We start from the raw sequence: 1,898 nt of genomic DNA, 5'->3' as shown, positions 1-1,898 counted from the left end.
GTGCACCGGGTCCCGCACCCGCGGCTAGGCTTTGCAGCCGTGTCCCAGATCTCCCGCGACGAGGTAGCGCACCTGGCCCGGCTGTCCCGGCTGGCGCTGACCGACAGCGAGCTCGACAGCTTCGCCGGCCAGCTTGACGCCATCCTGACCCACGTCAGCCAGGTGCAGGCGGTCGATGTCACCGGTGTCGAAGCGACCGACAACCCGCTGAAAGATGTCAACGTCACCCGGCCCGACGAGTCGACACCGTGCCTGACGCAGGCCGAAGCACTGGCCGAGGCGCCCGCGGCCGTCGAGGGCCGCTTCGCGGTCCCGCAGATCCTGGGGGACAGCGAGTGAACGAGATCATCCGGTCCGACGCCGCCACGCTGGCCGCCCGGATCGCCGCCAAAGAGGTGTCCTCGGTCGAGGTCACCCAGGCATGCCTGGACCAAATCCAAGCGACCGACGACCGCTACCACGCCTTCCTGCACGTGGCGGCCGACGAGGCGCTTGCGGCGGCGGCCGCCATTGACAAGCAGGTCGAGGAGGCGGTGGCCGCCGGGGGGCGGCTTCCGTCACCGCTGGCCGGGGTCCCGCTGGCACTGAAGGACGTCTTCACCACGGCCGACATGCCCACGACCTGCGGTTCCAAGATCCTCGAGGGCTGGCGTTCGCCGTACGACGCCACAGTCACCTCGCGGTTGCGCGCCGCGGGAATCCCGATCCTGGGCAAGACCAACATGGACGAGTTCGCGATGGGCAGCTCGACGGAGAACTCCGCCTACGGGCCGACCCGCAATCCTTGGGACGTCGATCGGGTGCCCGGCGGCTCCGGCGGTGGCAGTGCCGCCGCGCTGGCCGCGTTCCAGGCCCCGCTGGCCATCGGGTCCGACACCGGAGGCTCCATCCGACAGCCCGCCGCACTCACCGCGACCGTGGGAGTCAAGCCCACCTACGGCACGGTGTCGCGCTACGGCCTGGTGGCATGCGCGTCGTCGCTGGATCAGGGCGGGCCGTGCGCGCGCACCGTGCTGGACACCGCGCTTCTGCATCAGGTAATCGCCGGGCACGACAGCCGCGACTCCACGTCCGTCGACGCGGCGGTGCCCGACGTCGTCGGCGCCGCAAAGGCCGGCGCGTCCGGTGACCTCAAGGGCGTGCGCGTCGGGGTGGTCAAGCAGCTGCGCGGCGAGGGCTACCAGCCCGGCGTGCTCAGGGCTTTCGAGGCCGCCGTCGAGCAGCTGACCGCCCTGGGAGCCGAAGTGAGCGAGGTCGACTGCCCCCATTTCGAGTACGCGCTGGCCGCCTACTACCTGATCCTGCCGTCGGAGGTGTCGAGCAACCTGGCCCGCTTCGACGCGATGCGCTACGGCCTGCGGGTGGGCGACGACGGCAGTCACAGCGCCGAGGAAGTGATGGCAATGACGCGGGCCGCAGGCTTCGGGCCGGAGGTCAAGCGGCGCATCATGATCGGCACCTACGCGCTGTCCGCCGGTTATTACGACGCCTATTACAACCAGGCGCAAAAGGTGCGCACGCTGATCGCGCGCGACCTCGACGAGGCCTATCGCTCGGTCGACGTGGTGGTGTCGCCCGCGACCCCGACGACGGCGTTCCGGCTCGGTGAGAAGGTGGACGATCCGCTGGCGATGTACCTGTTCGACCTGTGCACGCTGCCGCTGAATCTGGCCGGCCACTGCGGCATGTCGGTGCCGGCCGGTCTGTCACCGGACGACGACCTGCCGGTCGGCCTGCAGATCATGGCGCCCGCACTGGCCGACGACCGGCTCTACCGGGTCGGCGCCGCCTACGAGGCCGCCCGCGGACCGCTGCCGTCGGCGCCCACCGTGGGGACCGTCGCCGGCTAATCGCGCCATAAGGCCGCCACCCCAGGCAAGATGAGGGGATGCGGATCG

At 70.6% G+C, this 1,898-nt stretch carries 2 protein-coding genes; both read left to right on the top strand.

Annotated features, from left to right (window positions below; translation table 11 throughout):
* Nucleotides 1–39: 39 nt before the first annotated feature.
* Entirely contained in the window at nucleotides 40–339 is a 300-nt protein-coding gene (gene gatC, locus A5652_RS17955; protein WP_067354321.1) for an Asp-tRNA(Asn)/Glu-tRNA(Gln) amidotransferase subunit GatC, read from the top strand.
* A complete protein-coding gene (gatA, locus tag A5652_RS17950) occupies nucleotides 336–1,850 on the top strand; it encodes an Asp-tRNA(Asn)/Glu-tRNA(Gln) amidotransferase subunit GatA (RefSeq protein ID WP_067354317.1) in 1,515 nt (504 codons plus the stop codon). The genes gatC and gatA overlap by 4 nt, the downstream gene beginning before the upstream one ends.
* The last annotated feature ends 48 nt before the right edge of the window (nucleotides 1,851–1,898 follow it).

The sequence above is a fragment of the Mycobacterium sp. 1165178.9 genome (genome assembly GCF_001673555.1).
In the GTDB taxonomy this organism is placed as follows: domain Bacteria; phylum Actinomycetota; class Actinomycetes; order Mycobacteriales; family Mycobacteriaceae; genus Mycobacterium.
Note: the sequence above shows the minus strand (reverse complement) of the source record. Positions and strands in the feature narration are given on the sequence as shown.